Annotated in this window: 15 protein-coding genes and 1 pseudogene; 5 read left to right on the top strand and 11 right to left on the bottom strand. The window is 56.9% G+C overall.

Going from position 1 to position 17,421, the window contains the following annotated elements:
- Positions 1-4: 4 nt before the first annotated feature.
- From EQV93_RS12910 to EQV93_RS12890, 5 genes are all read right to left on the bottom strand, one after another.
- On the bottom strand, positions 5-889 hold the full coding sequence (locus tag EQV93_RS12910; protein ID WP_122783379.1) for an NAD(P)-dependent oxidoreductase: 885 nt from the start codon (positions 887-889) through the stop codon (positions 5-7).
- A complete protein-coding gene (locus EQV93_RS12905) occupies positions 886-2,259 on the bottom strand; it encodes an MFS transporter (protein ID WP_122783378.1) in 1,374 nt (457 codons plus the stop codon). Before EQV93_RS12905 ends, EQV93_RS12910 begins: the two co-directional genes overlap by 4 nt.
- A 187-nt stretch (positions 2,260-2,446) precedes the next feature.
- On the bottom strand, positions 2,447-3,430 hold the full coding sequence (gene denD / locus EQV93_RS12900; protein ID WP_240891700.1) for a D-erythronate dehydrogenase: 984 nt from the start codon (positions 3,428-3,430) through the stop codon (positions 2,447-2,449).
- 45 nt (positions 3,431-3,475) lie between these two features.
- A complete protein-coding gene (locus tag EQV93_RS12895; RefSeq protein ID WP_122783376.1) occupies positions 3,476-4,324 on the bottom strand; it encodes an ureidoglycolate lyase in 849 nt (282 codons plus the stop codon).
- Between the two features lie 55 nt (positions 4,325-4,379).
- Positions 4,380-5,120 carry an SDR family oxidoreductase gene (locus tag EQV93_RS12890; RefSeq protein ID WP_122783375.1) on the bottom strand — a complete coding sequence of 247 codons (741 nt, stop codon included), beginning with the start codon at positions 5,118-5,120 and terminating at the stop codon, positions 4,380-4,382.
- 104 nt (positions 5,121-5,224) lie between these two features.
- On the opposite strand from EQV93_RS12890, the gene EQV93_RS12885 reads away from it, so the two are divergent.
- The 3 genes from EQV93_RS12885 (at position 5,225) to EQV93_RS12875 (ending at position 8,164) form a co-directional block, all read left to right on the top strand.
- The gene (locus EQV93_RS12885; RefSeq protein WP_122783374.1) at positions 5,225-6,181 is read left to right on the top strand and encodes a LysR family transcriptional regulator; all 957 of its coding nucleotides are present in this window, start codon (positions 5,225-5,227) and stop codon (positions 6,179-6,181) included.
- 97 nt (positions 6,182-6,278) lie between these two features.
- Entirely contained in the window at positions 6,279-7,550 is a 1,272-nt protein-coding gene (locus tag EQV93_RS12880; protein ID WP_122783373.1) for an MFS transporter, read from the top strand.
- Between the two features lie 65 nt (positions 7,551-7,615).
- Positions 7,616-8,164 carry a histidine phosphatase family protein gene (locus tag EQV93_RS12875; protein WP_146426213.1) on the top strand — a complete coding sequence of 183 codons (549 nt, stop codon included), beginning with the start codon at positions 7,616-7,618 and terminating at the stop codon, positions 8,162-8,164.
- A 110-nt stretch (positions 8,165-8,274) separates the two neighbouring features.
- Here the strand turns inward: EQV93_RS12875 and EQV93_RS12870 are convergent, their stop codons facing one another.
- Together EQV93_RS12870 and EQV93_RS12865 are read right to left on the bottom strand one after the other, a co-directional pair.
- Positions 8,275-8,526 (bottom strand): hypothetical protein, encoded by a 252-nt coding sequence (locus tag EQV93_RS12870; protein ID WP_122783371.1) that lies wholly within the window; start codon positions 8,524-8,526, stop codon positions 8,275-8,277.
- A gap of 130 nt (positions 8,527-8,656) precedes the next feature.
- Positions 8,657-9,955 carry a histidine-type phosphatase gene (locus EQV93_RS12865; protein WP_146426211.1) on the bottom strand — a complete coding sequence of 433 codons (1,299 nt, stop codon included), beginning with the start codon at positions 9,953-9,955 and terminating at the stop codon, positions 8,657-8,659.
- A 328-nt stretch (positions 9,956-10,283) separates the two neighbouring features.
- Between EQV93_RS12865 and EQV93_RS12860 the strand changes: the two genes are divergently transcribed.
- Together EQV93_RS12860 and EQV93_RS12855 are read left to right on the top strand one after the other, a co-directional pair.
- Positions 10,284-11,525 carry a glutamine synthetase family protein gene (locus tag EQV93_RS12860; protein ID WP_240891792.1) on the top strand — a complete coding sequence of 414 codons (1,242 nt, stop codon included), beginning with the start codon at positions 10,284-10,286 and terminating at the stop codon, positions 11,523-11,525.
- Between the two features lie 21 nt (positions 11,526-11,546).
- A complete protein-coding gene (locus tag EQV93_RS12855) occupies positions 11,547-12,890 on the top strand; it encodes an MFS transporter (protein WP_122783368.1) in 1,344 nt (447 codons plus the stop codon).
- A gap of 249 nt (positions 12,891-13,139) precedes the next feature.
- On the opposite strand, the gene EQV93_RS12850 is transcribed toward EQV93_RS12855, so the two are convergent.
- From EQV93_RS12850 to EQV93_RS12835, 4 genes and pseudogenes are all read right to left on the bottom strand, one after another.
- Positions 13,140-14,111 (bottom strand): hypothetical protein, encoded by a 972-nt coding sequence (locus EQV93_RS12850; protein WP_240891699.1) that lies wholly within the window; start codon positions 14,109-14,111, stop codon positions 13,140-13,142.
- Positions 14,112-14,838: 727 nt separating this feature from the next.
- Positions 14,839-14,994: pseudogene (locus EQV93_RS22515) on the bottom strand (IS5/IS1182 family transposase); the annotation flags it as partial.
- 271 nt (positions 14,995-15,265) lie between these two features.
- Entirely contained in the window at positions 15,266-15,679 is a 414-nt protein-coding gene (locus tag EQV93_RS12840; protein WP_240891698.1) for a hypothetical protein, read from the bottom strand.
- Positions 15,680-15,681: 2 nt separating this feature from the next.
- Positions 15,682-17,421, bottom strand: a 1,740-nt coding sequence (locus tag EQV93_RS12835; protein ID WP_240891697.1) for an RHS repeat domain-containing protein, incomplete at its 5' end; no start/stop codon positions are given.

The following is a 17,421-nucleotide window of genomic DNA, read 5'->3' as shown; positions in this document are numbered from 1 at the left end:
CAAATTATTCGGGTAATGGGTTGTTGCGGCGCAACTGACGAATCAGCCCCGCGTGATCGAGTTCGCCGTCACCGGCCTCAACCATCGCGGCAAACAGGCTGTCGACCAGACTGCCGACCGGCAGCGACAGGCCGAGTTGTTGGGCGTGGGCGAGGGCGGTGCGGGTGTCTTTGAGTTGCCACTTGGCCGGGCCACCGGGGGTGAAGTCGTTGTTGAGCATGCGTTGGCCGTGCTGGCGCCAGATGGGCGAATCAACAAAGCCGCCCAGCAGTGCTTCGTGGACTTTGGCCGGATCGGCACCGCCGCGTTCGGCCAGTAACAGACCTTCAGCGACGGTGGCGATGGTGCTGGCGACGATCAGTTGATTGACCAGCTTGGCCAGCTCGCCGGTGCCCGCCGGGCCGACATGCACCGGGCGGCCCATCGCGCTCAGTACCTCGCGGCCTTGCTCAAAGGCCGCGGCTTCACCGCCGACCATGATTGCCAGGCTGGCTTCCCGCGCCCCGCGTTCGCCCCCCGACACCGGGGCGTCGAGGTAGCGCAGACCGTGCTCTGCGCACAACCGTGCCTGCTCCACCGCGGTGTCGACCGGGATTGAACTCATCACGATGACCAGCGATCCCGGCGTCAGCGCCAGCGCCGCACCGTCTTCGCCAAACAGCACGGCGTCGCAGGTGGGGCCGTCACTGAGCATGCAAATCAGCACCTGAGCACCGCTTGCGGCCTGCGCCGGGCTGCTCGCGATGTCGGCGCCGTGCGCTGAGAGTTCCTGAGCTTTGGCCGCAGAACGGTTCCATGCCCGCACCGGGAAACCGGCGTGCAACAGGTTGCGGGCCATTGGCTGGCCCATGATCCCAGTGCCTATAAAGGCGACAGTGGGCAAGTTCATGCTTTACCTCCAATCACGACTGTCGGTGGCAGCTCTGCATCAAGGGACGAGACTTTGTTGCGCGGCATCAAGACCATGCCCAGGCCGCCCAGCCCGACCAGTGCTGCAATCACCAGAAAGCCCGGCGTGTAACTGCCGGTCACGTTGAACAGAAAGCCCGTCAGGTAGGGGCCGACAAACCCGCTGAGGTTGCCGATTGAGTTGATCAGGCCAATCCCCGCAGCTGCGCCGACACCGGTCAGCACTTGGCCGGGCACTGCCCAGAACACGTTGATGGCGCTGTAAACGCCCATCGCCAGGAAGATAAAGCCCAGCACGATAATCCACGGTTGGTTGATCAGCAGGGCCAGCGCGATGGCGATAGCCGCCAGCATGGCAGCGCCGCCGGCATGCCAGTGGCGTTCTTGCAGGCGATCTGAGCGACGGCTCCACCAGATCATTGCCACGGCGGCGACCGCATAAGGCACGGCGGTGATCAGGCCGTTTTGCATCAGGCCGATTTCCAGCCCGAACGACTCCCGGAACGAGGCCAGCACGGTGGGCATAAAGAAGTTCATTGCGTTGGAGCCGGAAGTGATGCCGAAGTACACCAGCGCCAGCAACCACACTTGGCGGTTGGCCAAGGCCTTGCGAATCATTTGCCCTTTGGTCGGCTGCACACCCACCACCAGCGGTTTGCTGCGCTCTTCCTGTTCGAGGGTGTTGATCAGCCAGTTGCGTTGTTCATCGGTTAGCCAATGGGCGTCGGCGGGGCGATCGGTCAGGTAGAAGAAACAGACCACGCCGAGGATGACCGCAGGCACGGCTTCGACGATGTACATCAGGCGCCAGCCAACAAAACCCCATGCGTCGCCCAGCTCCATCAGGCCCACCGACAACGGCGCGCCGACGATTTGAGCGATGGGCACACCGAGGTAAAAGGTCGCGATCATGCGGGCGCGGTAACGGCTCGGGAACCACAGCGACAGCAGGTAGATGACCCCCGGGAAGAACCCGGCTTCGGCAATGCCCAGCAGAACGCGCAGGGAGATGAAGTGCACCGGAGTCTGCAAAAAGCCCATGGCCCCGGCGATGATGCCCCACGTCACCATGATGCGGGCGATCCACACACGCGCGCCGTAGCGGTGCAGCAGAATGTTGCTTGGCACTTCAAACATGAAATAGCCGAGGAAGAAAATCCCCGCGCCGAGGCCATAAATGGTCTGGCTGATACCGATGTCGGCGTTCATGCGCAGGGCCGCAAAACCGACGTTATTACGGTCCAGAAAAGCGACGACGAACAGCAGGACCAGAAAGGGGATCATGCGTTTTGTCACACGCTTGATGGTTTGTTGTTCGATGTTCGAGACATCCGTAAGCGGGATAGTCATGTCGCACGACCTCAGTTTTTTATTGTTATTAAGGACTTCAAATACTGCTCGTAGCAGCTGACGAGCTCAGCGAGGCTGCGTCCGGCTGCGAAGCAGTCGCTAAACCATTGACCTGCAGAGTGTCAGTAAAACCTGGTTTCCAGAATTTACGGCCGCTTCGCAGCCGGACGCAGCCTCGCTGCGCTCCTCAGCTGCTACGGCGTGGGGCGGTATCCTCAATGTGGGCGCGCACAATGGCGTCGAAGTCGGGGTCGGCGGTGAAGCCCAGTGCGCGGGCGCGGGGGGCTTCAACGGTGCTCGGCCAGCTTTCAACGATGCGCTGGATGGTCGCGTCCGGTTCCCAGCGAATCAGGTTGACCACGTCATCACCCGCCACTCGCTGCAGCGCCGAGACCATGTCAGCCACGGTGGTGGTCACGCCCGGCAGCGGGATGACTCTTTGGCTGCCCAGTGTCTGCGGTGACAGGGTCATGCCCAGCAGCATCGATTCAATGATGCGGCGCGGCGAAGTGAGGTACACCTGCGTGTCCGGACGCACCGGGCACACAGCCGGCAGGCCCACCAGCGGTTCGCGGATGATCGAGCTGAAGAAGGTTGAGGCGGCCTTGTTCGGTTTGCCAGGGCGCACCGCCACGGTCGGCAGACGCAGCACGCGACCATCGACAAAGCCTTTGCGCGCATAGTCAGCGACCAGCAATTCGCCCACGGCTTTTTGCATGCCGTAGGACGATTGCGGGGTGAGGGCGGTCTCGTCATTGACAACATCTGGCAGTGCGCCGCCAAACACGGCAAAGCCGCTGGCGTAGACAAAGCGCGGCGCATTACCTTGTTTGCGCAGGGTTTCGAGCAGCAGCATCAAACCGTGCAAATTAACCTGCATGCCCAGATCAAAATCGGCCTCCGCAGCCGAGCTGACCACGGCAGCCAAATGCCAGACCACATCCACGCCATCGGTCACGCGGGCAATGACGTCAGGGTCGGCGACGTCACCAGTCACCAACTCAATACGCGGGTCGTTGGGCACGTCTTCGCCCGCGAAGGCGTCAAACAACACGATGCGCTCAATCGGGCGGGGCGCCTGGCCTTCGAAGGTCAGGGTGTTCAAGTCCAGCAGGCGCTGGGCCAGTTGCTTGCCGATAAAGCCAGTGCCGCCAGTGATCAAAATGCGCATGAGGGTACTCCTGTTTCTTATCGTTATTTGTTGAGTCGAGTGAGCTTAGTCGGCTTGCACGGTGCGTTGGCACTGTTCGCCAAGGCCTTCAATGCCCAAACGCATGACTTGACCCGCTCGCAAAAATACCGGTTCCGGCTTGATGCCCAGACCCACGCCCGGCGGTGTGCCTGTGGAAATGACGTCGCCCGGTTGCAGCGACATACAGCGGCTCAGGTAAGCAATCAAGGCCGGGATCTGGAAGACCATGGTGCGGGTATTGCCGTTCTGGTAGCGCTGCCCATCGACTTCAAGCCATAGGTTGAGTTGGTGCGGGTCGGGGATTTCGTCGCGGGTGACCAGCCACGGGCCGAGGGGGCCGAAGGTGTCGAACCCTTTGCCCTTGTCCCAGGTGCCGCCGCGCTCCAGTTGCCATTCGCGCTCGGACACATCGTTGATCACGCAATAACCGGCCACGTGCTCCATGGCGTTGCTTTCATCGATATAGCGACCGCCCTTGCCGATCACCACGCCCAGTTCGACTTCCCAGTCGGTCTTGGTCGAATGGCGAGGGATTTCAACGTCGTCATTGGGGCCGCAGATGGCGCTGGTCCATTTGTTGAACAGCACCGGCTCAGTTGGCACGGCCATGCCTGACTCGGCGGCGTGGTCGGCGTAATTGAGGCCGATGCAGATAAATTTGCCGACCTGGCCGACACACGCGCCCAGACGCGGCGAGCCGCTGACCAAGGGCAGGCTTGAGGGGTCGATGTTGCTCAGCGTGGCGAGACGGGCGGGGTCGAGTGCAAGGCCTGCGACATCATGGATATGCCCGGACAAATCACGGATATGGCCTTGGGCGTCGAGCAGTCCGGGTTTTTCCTGGCCTTTTTCGCCGTAGCGCAACAGTTTCATAAAAGCTCCTTAGGGGTGAATGATTGCGAAGCCGCTGGGTGAGGCTGCAAGCGAGTCAATTACTCATTCCGCCATCAATGATCTGGGCAGTACCGGTGGTGTAGGCACTGGCGTCGCTGGCCAGGTACAGCACCAGCCCGGCGATTTCTTCAGGCATGCCGATGCGGCCCATCGGCTGACGGTCGACAAACGCCTGATACACCTCGGCTTCGCTGCGCCCTTGTTCACGGGCCTGTTCGGCGATGCGCTGGCGCAGCGAGGGGGAGTCAACGGTGCCGGGGCAAATCGCGTTGCAGCGAATACCCTGACCCACATAGTCGGCGGCCACGGATTTGGTCAGGCCGATGACGGCGGCTTTGCTGGCGGTGTAGGCAAATCGGTTGGGCACGCCTTTGATGCTGGAAGCCACCGAAGCCATGTTGATGATGCTGCCACCGCCGGCCGCGAGCATGCCCGGCAGAAACGCACGGATCATCCGGTACATGGCGGTGACATTGAGGTCGAAGGAGAACTGCCAGGCTTGCTCGTCGCAGTCCAGCAACGCGCCGCTGTGCACGTAGCCTGCGCAATTGAACAGCACGTCGATGGCGCCCACTTGGCGGCTCAGGGCGTTGATGTCGGCTGCCCGTGTCACGTCCAGTGCCAGGGCTTGAATGCCGGGGATGTCCTGTAGCGCTTCAATATGCAGGTCAGTGGCGATCACTTGGGCGCCGGCATCGCGCAGAGCCAGTACCGACGCTCGACCAATGCCTTGGGCCGCGGCAGTGATCAAAACGCGTTTGTGGGCGAGGTTCATGGGCAGTCCCTTATTGTTATTGGGCTCAATAAACCCACCCTAATGTTGCGTGGCGATAATCGCCAATGAGATATTCTCAAGCCTTAATAACCGGAGGTTATCGAATGGCCGATGTCGCGTTTAATCAACTGTGCAACTGGCTGCGGTTTCGCCATTTGGTGCTGATCAACACGCTGGCGCGTACGCAAAATATGCACGCCACTGCACAGGAAATGAGCATCAGCCAACCCGCCGTGAGCAAGATGCTGCGCGAGATAGAGCATCAATTGGGCTTTGAGGTGTTCGCCCGTTTGCCGCGCAGCATGACTCTCACGGATTTGGGCAACCACGTGGCCCGTTTCGCCCAGATCGCCCTGAACGATACCCAGCAGTTTGTCGGCCAGATCAACCATCTGCGTCAGGGCGGGCATGGCTTGCTCAAAGTCGGCACCATCTACGCAGCCACGGCGGTGGCGGTGCCCGCGGCGATTGTGCGGGTCAAGCAGGACTGGCCTCTGTTGACGGTGCAAGTGCTGGAAGGCACCAGCGCCAACATGCTGACCCTGCTTGAGCATAAAGAACTGGATCTGGTGGTCGCCCGTTTCACCCTCGACCGTCATCGTGAATTGTTCGATTTTCAAGCCCTGGCGCCGGAGCCGCTGTGTCTGGTTACAGGCAGCCAGCACCCGTTGGCTGGGGCCAGCGAAGTACCGTTGAGTGAGTTGGGCAGTTGGCCGTGGGTGATTTACCCGACCGGCACACCGATGCGCGCACGGGTCGAAAAGGCCTTTGTCGAGGCGGGCATGCAGACCCCGGAAAACACCGTTGAAACGGTTTCCCTGCAAACCACCATGCAATTGCTGCAAACCACGCCGGTGGTGGCGATGCTGGCCGAGTCCATGGTCGAACCGGAAATTCAGGCGGGGCGGCTGGTGCGCCTGGCGTTACCGTTTCCGCTAGTGCTGGCGGACTACGGAGTGATCACCCGGCGCAATGAACCGCCGCAGTGGTCGGCAAAAGCCTTTATCGAGGCGTTGTTAACCGGACCTGATGCCATGCGCGGTGCTCAACAGACGCCTTGATAACGTCGAGTTATCAATCGATGGCATCTTGTGATTGGGCAGTGTGCGTGCGGGCAACTATAAAGGGATGGATAAAAACCGCTCATTAGAGGCGCGCATGAAAACAATAAAAAACTACAAGACGCTGACCATCTTCTTTCTGTTCCTGATTGGTGTGGTCAACTACCTGGACCGCAGTGCCCTGTCCATCGCCAACACCACGATCCAAACCGACTTGGCCATCAGCCCGATGCAAATGGGGGTGATGCTGTCGGCTTTTTCCATTGCCTATGCGTTCTCGCAACTCCCCCTTGGCGCCTTGATCGACAAACTGGGGAGCAAACTGGCGCTGGGCGGTTCACTGGTGGTGTGGTCAGTGGCGCAAGCAGCCTTCGGGCTGTTCAGCAGCTACGGCCATCTGGTGGGGTTGCGGGTGTTGCTGGGGATTGGTGAGGCGCCGGTTTTCCCCTCGGCGGCCAAGGCCTTGTCCGAGTGGTTCGACACGCAGGAGCGGGGCACCGCCACCGGCTGGGTGTGGTCATCGACCTGTATCGGACCGTGTCTGGCGCCCCCTTTGTTGACTGTATTTATGGTGCATCTGGGCTGGCGCGGGATGTTTATCCTGACCGGTGTATTGGGCTTGTTGCTGGCGGTGTGCTGGTTCAAGTTCTACAAAAGCAAAGCGCAATACATGGCTGAAACCGGCCGTGCTGAACCGGTACCTGTTCAGCACGCCAAGGGGCCTAAAGTGCCCTGGACTTCACTGTTCAAAGACCGCAATACCTGGGGGGCGTTTCTCGGGTTTATGGGCGTGATCTACATGATCTGGCTCAACCTCACTTGGCTGCCCGGCTACTTCGAACGCGAGCACGGCCTTGATCTGTATCGCACTGCGTGGGTGGTATCGCTGGCGTATCTGTTTGGCGCCTTGGGCACCATCGTTGCGGGTAAATGCTGTGACCGTCTGGTGGCGCGTGGCATGCGAGTGCTGGCCAGCCGCAAACTGATGGTCATTCTGGGCTTGCTCGGTGGGGCGCTGTTTACCTTGATCGTGGCCTTTACCACCAACGTCGTGGTGTGTGTCGTGTTGCTGTGCCTGACCATGTTCTTTATCAATATCTCCAGTGCCACGGCCTGGATGATCGTCAACACCATCGTACCGTCGGAGCGGGTGGCATCCTTCGGCTCGATCCAGAACTTTGGCGGTTATCTGGCAGGTTCTATTGCCCCGATTCTGACCGGCTTCAGCGTGCAGCAGAGTGGCTCGTTCTCCTCAGCCTTTGTGATCAGTGCTGTGGTCGCTGCGTGCTCGGCATTTGCGTACTTTGCACTGCTGAAAGAACCTGCAGCCCCGGTGATGCGTCTGGAGGCCGTGCCGGCGGTGGTCTAGGCGCTTTTCCTTGTAACATAGCCAGTCAGTTCACCAGTGCGTGTCTCAGGATCTGGAATTACTTAATGGCTTTACGCTTAACGTTGATCGCCCATGCCCGCACGATTGCGCAGAAAAAAGCGCGTTTCGCCGCAGACGAATCCGTGGAAATGGACGGGCAGGCACTGGCTCATTCGCGCAATTTATTTTCATCCCGCACGACACGTTACCTGTGTGGGCCGGAAGCGCGGACGAGAGAGACAGCGGCGCTCTTTTCAGCGGATGCACAGCTAGATCACGGCTTGCGCGATTGTGATTTTGGCCGCTGGAAGGGGTGTTTGCTCGATGACATTGAGCCCGAGGCGCTGGGTGTGTGGATGGCGGACTGGCAGGCGACACCGCACGGCGGTGAGTCTGTAGAGCAACTGTGTCAGCGCACGGGGGAGTGGATGGCAGCGCTGACGGGGAGGGGCCATATCGTTGCAGTGACACATCCGTTGGTTATGCGTGCGGCACTGATGAACGTATTGCAATGCCCGCCGTCGGCGTTTCACGCGATTGATATCGAACCGTTATCGATGATTGATTTGCGCCACAACGGAAAGTGGCGGATGCGGGTATCGCCCTCACCCTGACCCTCTCCCAGAGGGAGAGGGGACTAAAAGCAAGTGCAGATCTGCGCAACACCACAATTCAGCCCCCTCTCCCTCTGGGAGAGGGTTGGGGTGAGGGTGACTCGACACGCCTAAAGCCAGGTTTCAATAATGCGGCTGTCCAAGTCTTCGAGATCGGCCATGCCCAATACCCGCGTTGTGTTCAAGCCGCGCAGATAGCCGCGTAGCTGAAGAGCAGTAGAGCGCACGTCTTCCTGGCTGGCGGCCGGGTCGTTTAGAACGTCCTCGTAAAGCACCAAGTATTCAGCAACCCGCTCTCGATATTCCGGCAGTACGGCATCGCGAATCCGGTCGAAGGTTCGCATTTTTTGATGTGTATTCACGGTTCCCCCTGTGCATGTTGTTATTTGAGGCTGCCCCCAATGTAGCTCACGTGCACCGGGGGTTTCTACCCAGGGTTTATGGCTAAACGCCTATAGGGCACCCCGTCGGCCAGTACCGCGAAGGTTTTTCCTATTCAAAGGTGTAAGGCGTCAGCGCCGTCGGGTCGATATTTTGATCGACTTTACTCATGGCTTCTTTGAGGGGGCAAAGCAGGCCGACACTGGTTGTTCGGCAGTCTTTGGCGCTTTCGAAATCGGCCTTGAGGGGTTTTACGGTGCCGGTCAATTGGGTCAGGCTGCGAATTTGATCCATTGACTGCGCTTCAAAGGCTATACGCAGAAAGTACTCGCCGGTTTTGACTTCCTTGTAGCGTTCAAACTGCAACGTGCCCACGGGCGGGATGTTGTTTTCAATGTAGTCACCGAGCTTCCAGCCAAAGCCCAGCATGGTGCGCAGGTAGGAAATGTTGGTGTCGTGGGCCACCAGTAGCATCAGCGGGACATCAGGCGGAGTGCTTTCGTCGGCTTTGCCAGCCAGTGAGGTGCCTTGCTTGAGTTCCAGAGAAATCTGGTTCATCAGCTCGGAGGCGCCGCGACTGGCGATGTAGGGGATGTCATTGAGAAAATCGTATTTGGCCTTAGTCAGCACCATCAGGCTGGAAACTTCAGCTGCGGTGCGCGCATGGCCGAATGCGACTTTATCCAGCGGCAGGCCCTGGCTGTATTCCAGACGGAACACTTCACCCATATTGGCGCCGGCGCTCAGGCCCTTGATAGCAAAGCGGCCTTTGGCATTTTGCTCCAGCGTCCACTTTTCTTTACCGTAGGGGCAGTCGGCTCCGGGCAGGCAGGCGACTTCCTTGAGCTGTTCTTCGTAGGGTTTGAAGCGTGCTTGAGCGGCTTCAACGCTGCCGCCCAATGCTTGCAGGATTTGCGCGCGGGCTTTCTCGGGGTCGAGGGCCGCAAAGGGCATTTCATTGGCCTGGAACAACGGGTCCTGACTGCCGCTGACGTAGGTGGGTTGAAAGCCGCAGCCGGGAAACATCCCGTCGAGCAAGGCTTGTGCGGTGGCTTTGGTGCGCTGCATGGGGCTTGCATGGGTCAGCAATTGCTTGGCGTCTGGGCAGCCTTTGGGGATCAGACCTGCACTGCGCAACACCTCGGCGCGGTAGCGGCCCATTTCGACGGCGCCGGTATAGCCGTGGCCTGTCAGGTTGCCAAAAGGCACCAGCCACACGGGCCAGTGGCGCTCTGTGACCTTGGTCAGCAGTTTTTCATTGGAGGCTGTAGGCGGGCGAACGCCATGACGGCTGATCTGAACGACTTTATCCAGTACATAACCATCACTGGTCGGGGTCTGAGCAACGGCTGCCGGGCTGAGCGTACTGGCCAGCAACAGGCCTGTGCAGAGAGGGAGAAACGTTTTCATCGGTTTTCCTTTTGGTCATCCTGGACAGCATTGCGCGGTGAGTCTAGACGGCAAACGGATCACGTAACGCAAAACCTTTGCCGCTACTGATCTGTGTTTTTCGGTGAGTCAACGACGGCGCAGAGGCCAATTCCCGGAATCCAGCGGCCATTGCTTGAAATCCCCAGTCACTGCTGCGTATTTTGTGCCCATTGCCCCTCGTGGCGTGTTCAACAAGGAAAGCGTCATGACCACCCGTTGTCAGGCTCCACTCATGCAGCCATTGGCTGGCATTGACGAAGTTGAATGTGTGACTCCCGACCTTAACGGCGTCCCGCGTGGCAAAGTCATGACCGGGGCAGGGTTCCTTGAAGGGCGGCGTCTGCAAATGGCCCGAGGCGTGCTGCTGCAATGCATCATGGGCGGCTACCCTGAAGCCCGTTTTTATGGCGGCGAAGACGGTGATCTGGCGCTGGTGCCAGACCCAGCGCACATTCATCGTTTGCCCTGGAGTGCGCAGCCACGAGCATTGGCCATTTGCGATGCGAATGAACTCTCGGGTGGCCCTTCATCCCTGTCGACCCGTTCTCAGCTCAAGGCGGTGATTGCCCGTTACGCAGCGTTTGGGCTGGCGCCGGTGGTGGCGACAGAACTGGAGTTTTTTGTCTTTGCGCCCAATCCCGACCCGACTCAACCCTTTCGTCCGCCCGTTGGCCTGGATGGCCGCCGCGAAGACGGCAGCTCTGCGTTCAGCGTCAGTTCCAACAACGGCCTGCGGCCCTTCTTCAGCGAGGTGTATGCGAGCATGGCAGCGCTGGGGTTGCCACGTGACACCGTTATGCATGAGATGGGCGTCAGTCAGTTTGAGATCAACCTGCTGCACGGAGATCCGCTGCTGCTGGCCGATCAGACTTTTTTATTCAAGCACCTGCTCAAGGAAGTCGCCCTCAAGCACGGCCTGAACGTGGTGTGCATGGCCAAGCCGCTGGCGCACACGGCAGGCAGCTCGATGCATATTCACCAAAGCGTGGTGGAGCAGGGCAGCGGGCATAATGTGTTCAGCGATGAGGCGGGGCAACCCACCGCGATGTTTCGCCACTTTATCGGCGGGCAGCAAGCGTGCATGGCCGACTTCACGGCGCTGTTTGCGCCGAACGTCAACTCGTATCAGCGTTTGTGTCACCCGTATGCATCGCCGAACAATGCCTGCTGGTCGCTGGATAACCGCTCCGCCGGGTTGCGCATTCCGGCCAGTGCACCCGTGGCACGGCGCGTCGAAAACCGCTTGCCGGGGGCAGATGCGAACCCTTATCTGGCCATTGCCGCCAGTCTGGCTGCCGGTTTGCATGGCATCGAACATAAGCTTGCGCCGACACCTGCCATCCAGGGCCAATTCGAGGTGCCGGATGCCTTGTTATTGCCCTGTACCTTGCATGCCGCTCTAGAGCGGCTCAAGCGCAGTGGTCTGGCGATTGAACTGTTCGGCACTGAGTTCATCGAAGGCTACATCGCGTCCAAGACTCTGGAGCTCACCAGCTTCTACGATGAAATCACTCCCTGGGAGCGCCGTGTATTGGCGGCTCAGGCTTAAGCAGGAGTCGCAGGGAACGCCATGCATCAAATCTGGAAATCTTTTCGCGCGTTGTATTTTGCTTCGCTGATGATGTTGATTGGCTCAGGCCTGTTAAGCACCTACCTGGCGCTGCGTTTGGCTGCCGATAATGTCGACGGCTTGTGGGTCGGCGCCTTGATGGCCGCCAACTATTTTGGTCTGGTACTGGGCGGCAAAATCGGTCACCGGTTGATTGCCCGAGTGGGGCATATCCGCGCATACGCCACCTGTGCCGGCATTGTCGGCGCTGCGGTGCTGTGCCACGGCCTGACCGACTGGCTGCCCATGTGGCTGCTGCTACGGGTCATCGTTGGCCTGGGCATGATGTGCCAATACATGGTGATCGAAAGCTGGCTGAACGAGCAGGCCGAGGCCAAACAGCGTGGCGTGGTCTTTAGCCTGTACATGATCGCCTCCTACCTGGGGCTGGTACTGGGTCAACTGATACTGGTCATCCACCCCCAGCTCGGTCTTGAATTGCTGATGCTGGTCGCCATGTGTTTTGCCCTGTGCCTGGTGCCCGTGGCCATGACCCGACGCATTCACCCGGCGCCCTTGCACCCGGCACCGATGGACCCCAAGTTCTTTATCCAGCGCGTACCGCAATCATTGATCGCCGTACTGGGTGCGGGCTGTCTGGTCGGTTCGTTCTACGGCTTGGCGCCGCTGTACGCATCTCAACAAGGGCTGTCCACCGAACTGGTCGGCCTGTACATGGGTTGCTGCATCTTCGCCGGTCTGTTGGTGCAATGGCCGCTGGGATGGTTGTCTGATCGCTACGACCGGCCGCTGCTGATCCGCATCCTGGCGTTCTTGCTGGCCCTGGCGTCATTGCCGCTGGCGCTTTTACCGTCGGTGCCCGTTGAGGTGTTGTTTGCCGCAGGTTTTGTCAGCGCGCTGTTGCAGTTCTGCATCTACCCGCTGGCCGTCGCGTTTGCCAATGACCACATCGAACCTGAGCGGCGCGTGTCTTTGACCGCGATGCTGCTGGTGACCTACGGCATCGGTGCCAGCATCGGGCCGCTGCTGGCGGGTGTACTGATGAAAGTCATGGGCAGCCAAATGCTCTACGCCTTCTTCAGCGTGGCGGGTCTACTGCTGGTGTGGCGCATCCGTCCGAATGCCGTGACCAACCTGCACCAGGTCGACGACGCACCGCTGCAACACGTTGCCATGCCGGACAGCATGTCCAGCTCCCCTCTGGTGGCTGCGCTTGACCCACGGGTTGATGAACAAGTGGTACAGGATCAAATGGTGGATAACGTGGAACCGCACGATGAACCGGAGCCGCAGCCTGAAGTTCACCCGCAAGACGTTACCCAAGAGACTGAGCGTAAGGAGTGAGTGTCCTGTGGTCGAAGCGCCTTTAAGGCGCTTTGTTCTGTTGGGCGAGAGGCGCCCAAGTGGCAGTCGGGGACTGGGTGTTAACGGTTGAGTCCATCCGTGAATTTGACGATGTTGCCGTACGCGCGGGAATACGCCCATCAGGCGGTGTAGGCTGTTGTAGCGGTAGGGGCGCATCTACCCTATTTTGAATTGAAAAAGTTGGCATGGCTGGTAGTACTCCCTGCCATGCAGTTTTAGGTACGGTAATTATTTCCATGCTTTAAAGTTGATGTAGTTGATGGCGTGAGGGTAGTGTTGGGATCTCAGTTCGATGGCGTATTTTTTGTTATTAATTGTTCCAAGTATAGTGATATCTTGTTCATTTCTGGTAATCGAAGAAGTTGTTGCCAGATAAGTGTAGAAAGCCTGGATTTCATCGATCGGAGTATAGGTTCGTAAGTGGACTTCAAAGTCTTGCGTGGGTGCGCCTAGTGAGTAAATAAAATCTTTAGAAAAGGGCCATCCTTTGGCCTCTCCCACAGTGTATTTTCCGTTAACGCCTGCGCCAACGAGTTGTGATTGAGTCAGTAGGAGGGGGATAAATTCTTTAGGCAGCTCAGCGGGCAAGACATTGGGTGTCCATGATCGGATGTTTGGTTGTGTTGTTATATAAAGGGTTTTTGCTATTTTTTGGACCCAGTCTGTCCTGTCAGGATCTACATAAGCCATAAAAATGGTCTGCTCTGTGGGTATCTTTTTGCTCCACGGAATTAAGGGGTCTGCAATGTTTTCATGTGCCCCCTTTGGAAGAAATATGTTTAGGATGTGGCCCTTGTCGTCATTGCAAAAAACCTCCCTGTCTAAATTTCTGTGGCAATCTCGACTCACCAATGCGACAGCCAATAATTTATTGGAATCATCAAATAAAAGCGCCGCACGAGACTCTCCTCGGGTGCCTTCATTTATACCTGATATCATTTTCAGGTTCTTGGGGATGGCGTACTCGTTTGGGGTGGCTTGAGAATTAAGAGAAGTAAGTACTTGTTCGGATATAAGTGTTCCTGCAGTACTGTCTTTTATATACCCGCCTTCCTGATAGCCAAAAAAATCGACAACGGCCTTGCGTATTTCACGATTTTCACTGAGTTTTTCTGGCCTGTTTTTTTTGGGTCCTGGGCCTGGAAGAAGTACTAAGCTTACACTGCCGTCTGCGTTTATTGTTTCTTTTAAATGAGTCATGGCAGGGCGTGCAGGTATTGAAGATGTGAGAGTGGTGGCAGAGTGTGCAGTTATAGAAGATGTAAGAATGCAGCAGGCTAGCAATATTTTACATAGCATGATTGGTTTTCCTGTTTTTAGAAGGCTTAATACTTAACCATATCTGGTATGTCTAGCTAGCCGCAAATTTGCATTGCTTACTTATTAAGTATGTCTGAATGTTAAGTTCATTATTTTGCGATTAGGTATTTCATATAAGGCAGGTGCGCTAAGCTCTTGATGTTCATGTGTGATCAGCTCGCTGCGCAACATGTCAAGTTTGCCATGTGTTGGCGAATTTTAGAGCTCGTCCCTAGGGAGGTCTGAAGTACCCCCGCGATTTTTTTATGCCCTCACTACTTGAGGCTAAAAAATAATAAGTCGGTAGAAAATCAGACCTTGGTGTCCTTGGTTACGGTTTTGTCCTATGATCGCGCTGTTTCAGGACACTTGACCCGCATTACAGACGCACTTCCCCCCCCCCCATACCCGCCAACTGTTCAAAGGTACATTCGTATAACCAAACTAGCGCTTGATCATGGGAAGCGGGTGCTCAAGCTTGGCCCGCACCTGCGCTTTCGCGTATTCGATCTTACTTCCCATACGACCGATCAAACTCTTATAGGCGTTTTATAGAGGCTCGGACTCGCCGCAATCGACCCGACATCTTGCGATCCTGATGCTCAGAACGCTTTTCGACGCCCGTGTATATTGTCGTTTCATAGAGTGATACTTCCAGCGCCAGATTGCTGTAGCAGAACCAATTTTGCTTCAAACGAACGCGCAACATGGCCATCGACGGGTACGCCGGACGGCCCCCTTCGCCGTTTGGATAATATGGCTCGATCGATGTAACCAAGCTCTTCAAGCGCACGGGTTCGGTTTGTAGTCTATATTTGGCTGGTTGCTATATAGTCAGAGCCAAGTCCTGTTTGTAGGAGGTCAGCTATCAGAGCGCCTTTTTTTTAATGCCCACCTGAGCCGTTAGAAGTTACCTTTTCATATCTCAATTCGTTATCAGCATTGCTAGATAACCCCTTGACAGATATTCCTAGCGAAAGATTACTGGGTTTTAGGAAAATTACCATTTGTCGTTATCTATACGCAGTGCTGCAGCGCCGTGGAATGATGGTTGGTTACCATGTTGACTGATCTTCTTTTGCGGCTTTGTATAGTTCATGTTTCCACCTATCTTGGATGATGTGGAATATATCTTCGAAGAATGTGCGCGGCGTATTTATCTCGTGTGCCTCCCAAGCTATTTGATAATTCTCATTCGGATTGTTTTCAAAGTAATTTTCGAAGTCGTGATTGGTATCTTTTAAAGCTTGTTCTAGTTTTTCTGTGAGGATGAATTTGTGTCTATAAGAAAGATTCTGCAGGTGTGGAATGATATGCTCCTTTATTATTGTGTTTCTTTGTTCGTTGTTGGGGTTCAGCTTCCACAGCTGTTCTCCGAGAGTTTCCTCTTGGTCATATATTTCAATTCCTCCTAAGAAATAATCTAAAGTAGGATTGTAGGGGCGATTTGTGTTTGGATGAGTAAGCATATTTAATCTACCGGGAAAGCAGTGAAAGGACGATCTGGATTATTTGGATCAAATTTTATTTCAACACCGCTCATTTGTTCATTGATTTTCGGGTTTTTAGGGTCTGTTTTGTTTGGTTTGTAGCCCCTGCCTGAATTTTTAAGCTGAAGTCTTACTACGGGATTGCCCTTCTTGTCTATACCTGTTTCCCTCGGTAGTCCGCGGACTATTCTTGTAGTTGCTTCATTGATTGCATGCATTTGAGTTTTCCAGTCTTTAAACTGAGAGCTAGGGTTTCCTATATTTTTGCTTGGTGTAATACCCGTAATAGGATTTGTGCCGTCAATCGCTCTTTGTTTAAGAATAGTGTCAGATATTTCGGGACTATGTTTGCCAATTGTATGCATGTCATATTTTTGCTCATAGCGCTGAACCTGACGTTTGGCATTAGCCTCAGAAAGAGCCTCTATTTCGGCACTTCGTCCACCCGGACACTCCCCCTCAACACTCATCAACCCCAACGGATCCACCCACCCCGTGGGGTTGGGCACGTACTGGTAGCTGTTGAGTCCGCCCGCCAGTTTGATCGGGTCGGGGGTCAGGTAGCGGCCGGTGTTGGGATTGTAGTAGCGATGGCGGTTGTAGTGTAGTCCGCTTTCTTCGTCGTAATACTGGCCCTGAAAACGCAGCGGGTTGCTGATTTCGTTGATGTCGAATTTGACGATGTTGCCGTAGGCCCGGTAATACGCCGACCAGACGATTTTCCCACTTACGTCGGTGAGTTCTTGTGGGGTGCCTAGGTGGTCGAGCTGGTAGTAGTAGACCTCGTTGGTGGTGCCGTGGCCTTTTAGCAGCGCCATCGGTTTGAAGGTGTCGGGTTCGTACACGTAGCTGCGGTAAAGCGGCCAGCCCTTAACACCTTTTTGGTAGATGTTTTCGGCGATCAGGCGGTCGCCTTGCCAGATAAATTGGGTGGTTTTGCCGTCCATGTCTTTGGCGATACGTCGGCCGAAGGCATCGTAGCGGTAGGCGACGTCGCTGCCGTCGGGCAGGGTGATGCCGATCAGGCGGTGTTGGCTGTCGTAGCGGTAGTGGCGCACAAGACGTTGGCCGGCGCCGCGTCGTTCGCGCAGGAGGTTGCCGTAGGCGTCGTAGTCGAAGTGGCAGTCGCCTTGCATCAGCAGGCGGTTGCCTTTGATTTTGCCGTAGCTGCGGCCTTGGCCGTTGTAGCTTTGGGCGAGTAGGTTGCCCGCCGGGTCGTGGGCGAAGTGTTCGACGTTGTTGGCGTTGCCGAGCACTTCGGTGAGGCGGTCAAGCGGATCATAGGCGTAGCTTTTTTGGCCTTTGCGGCTGTCGGTGAGCAGCCTCAGGTTGCTGTTGGCGTCGTATTGGTAGCTGCGCCGGTAGTGGTAGTGGCCGCTGACTTCTCCGTTGCGGTCGAGGGGGTAGACGCGGTGTTCCTTGAGGCGCTGTTGTTCGTCGTAGTGGTATTCGCTGAGCACCGAGCCTTGTTGGCGCATGATCTCGCGCCCGTGTTCAAAGCGGTGGCCGGTGAGGCGCTGGCCGTTGAGGTTGATGGCTTTTAACGCGCCACCGGGGTGGTAGAGGTAGTCAAGGCCGTTGCCGTCGGGCAGCTTGCAGTGGCTGAGTTGGCCGAGGGCGTCGTAGCGGTAGCGCAGGGTGGCCCAGCCCTGATGCTCGGTAATGAGACGGTCTTGCAGGTCGTATTCGTAGGCGAGTGGCCACTTGCCGTCGTCGACTTC

It is taken from the genome of Pseudomonas sp. TMW22091 (assembly GCF_022496705.1).
Taxonomy (GTDB): domain Bacteria; phylum Pseudomonadota; class Gammaproteobacteria; order Pseudomonadales; family Pseudomonadaceae; genus Aquipseudomonas; species Aquipseudomonas saxonica.
This window is presented reverse-complemented; position numbering and strand designations above follow the sequence as displayed.

Excerpts from the sequence above, each read along its gene's own strand:
- EQV93_RS12910 (WP_122783379.1), bottom strand. The coding sequence starts at position 889 with ATGAACTTGCCCACTGTCGCCTTTATAGGCACTGGGATCATGGGCCAG.
- EQV93_RS12905 (WP_122783378.1), bottom strand. The coding sequence starts at position 2,259 with ATGACTATCCCGCTTACGGATGTCTCGAACATCGAACAACAAACCATC.
- denD (WP_240891700.1), bottom strand. The coding sequence starts at position 3,430 with ATGCGCATTTTGATCACTGGCGGCACTGGCTTTATCGGCAAGCAACTG.
- EQV93_RS12895 (WP_122783376.1), bottom strand. The coding sequence starts at position 4,324 with ATGAAACTGTTGCGCTACGGCGAAAAAGGCCAGGAAAAACCCGGACTG.
- EQV93_RS12890 (WP_122783375.1), bottom strand. The coding sequence starts at position 5,120 with ATGAACCTCGCCCACAAACGCGTTTTGATCACTGCCGCGGCCCAAGGC.
- EQV93_RS12885 (WP_122783374.1), top strand. The coding sequence starts at position 5,225 with ATGGCCGATGTCGCGTTTAATCAACTGTGCAACTGGCTGCGGTTTCGC.
- EQV93_RS12880 (WP_122783373.1), top strand. The coding sequence starts at position 6,279 with ATGAAAACAATAAAAAACTACAAGACGCTGACCATCTTCTTTCTGTTC.
- EQV93_RS12875 (WP_146426213.1), top strand. The coding sequence starts at position 7,616 with ATGGCTTTACGCTTAACGTTGATCGCCCATGCCCGCACGATTGCGCAG.
- EQV93_RS12865 (WP_146426211.1), bottom strand. The coding sequence starts at position 9,955 with ATGAAAACGTTTCTCCCTCTCTGCACAGGCCTGTTGCTGGCCAGTACG.
- EQV93_RS12860 (WP_240891792.1), top strand. The coding sequence starts at position 10,284 with ATGACCGGGGCAGGGTTCCTTGAAGGGCGGCGTCTGCAAATGGCCCGA.
- EQV93_RS12855 (WP_122783368.1), top strand. The coding sequence starts at position 11,547 with ATGCATCAAATCTGGAAATCTTTTCGCGCGTTGTATTTTGCTTCGCTG.
- EQV93_RS12850 (WP_240891699.1), bottom strand. The coding sequence starts at position 14,111 with ATGACTCATTTAAAAGAAACAATAAACGCAGACGGCAGTGTAAGCTTA.
- EQV93_RS12840 (WP_240891698.1), bottom strand. The coding sequence starts at position 15,679 with ATGCTTACTCATCCAAACACAAATCGCCCCTACAATCCTACTTTAGAT.